The 1,418-nt window shown below is 31.5% G+C and carries 1 protein-coding gene; it reads right to left on the bottom strand.

Annotation, left to right across the window (positions count from 1 at the left end):
* On the bottom strand, positions 1-1,373 hold a 1,373-nt coding region (locus B0A67_RS23035), incomplete at its 3' end, for an IS4 family transposase (protein ID WP_089069579.1).
* Between the last annotated feature and the right edge of the window lie 45 nt (positions 1,374-1,418).

Below are 1,418 nucleotides of genomic sequence, written 5' to 3' on the forward strand. Positions count from 1 at the left end.
TGGAATAGTTGCCATCCTTGCATAATTGAGGTGAATTTTTGCACTCCAATCCAAAATGTAGTTATTCCAGGTTTTCGTTCTGAAGCATAACCTTTCCAGCCTCCTAATCTTGCAATTGCCCAAACATAACGTTTTAAATCTTTGTCCAAATAGGGGTTTTTTAACTTTTCAGTATTCCCTTCTAAAGCTATTATTTGATATTCTAAGCATTTTATTTCGTCTTCTGAAAAACAACTACCAGATTCAATTTCTTCTTCAGGACAATTATAAGCTATTTGCATTAAAAATAGTTTTACAATAGTTTCCATCATCAGTAAAGAAAGCTTACGTATAGACTTTGCATAAGTTAATTCACTTGCTTCTATATTGAAACCTTCTTTTTTTAAGATTCTAAAAACCTCTTCTATAACCCATCGGCAAGTATACCAGGTAATACAGTTCAAAGCTGTTTCTAGATTCTCGACATTTATAGTTGTTAATAATCTCCAACATATAGGATTTTTAACATCGGTATTTATTTCTTTGGCTTCTATGATAGTAAGTTTAATATTTTGCGGAGCAGTTTTAGAACTTAAATCATTTTTGTTTATCGTCACTTCAGAGAAGCGAACTTCTAAAATTGCTTCTCTTTTTTTTATATTCTTTCTTTTATCTCCCTCCAATTCTATTGTATAAGTTCCTTTGGATGGTTGGTTTGCGATATAATCAAAAAGTTTTGTCTTATCTGAAAGAGTCCTATTGGCTCTTGCTCGAACTAATAGATGTGTTTTTTGGTCTGGAACAATCCCGAATTGCTCATAAATATCGCCTTCTCTATCTTGAATGATTATGATTTCTTTTGCCTGGTCTAATACCTTTTTCGAGTTTTGAGAAGATTCTATCCATTTATAAGATTCTTTTTCTTCTATAGGAAGTTTATTGTAATCCCGATCTTTTTTGGTTAATTTCTCTAATGGCCTATTCCATATCTTAACATCGGAAAAGCCATAAGGAACTAATGTCTGAGCATCTAAAACAAAACTAGGGTGGAGTAAGAATCCAATACCTCCCTTAACAGCATTGGTTGTACCAATATAATGATCCTTTTTAACTCTATTTTTATGATTATATAAATTAACCTCAGTAGTGTCTTGAATACACAGAAGAACTTTGTTTGTACAAGAGAAAACACAATTAGATCGCATGTTACGTATTATATCTGCTTCGGAAACATTATCATTTTGTAAAAACCGATAAAAAGATTTTGCCTCAGAATCACTCTGGGTAATTTGACGAATCGAATGAACGCTATTCTTAAATAACTTATCTAAAATTATATTACCTCTCTTCAATAAACGCTGATCTTTTATATCCCTTAATTGTCTTTCTCTCAAAATTTATTTTTTGCCAAATATAAATATTTGTGTCCAGACGGTAGG

Origin of the sequence: Flavobacterium aquidurense, from assembly GCF_002217195.1 — a bacterium.
In the GTDB taxonomy this organism is placed as follows: Bacteria; Bacteroidota; Bacteroidia; order Flavobacteriales; family Flavobacteriaceae; genus Flavobacterium; species Flavobacterium frigidimaris.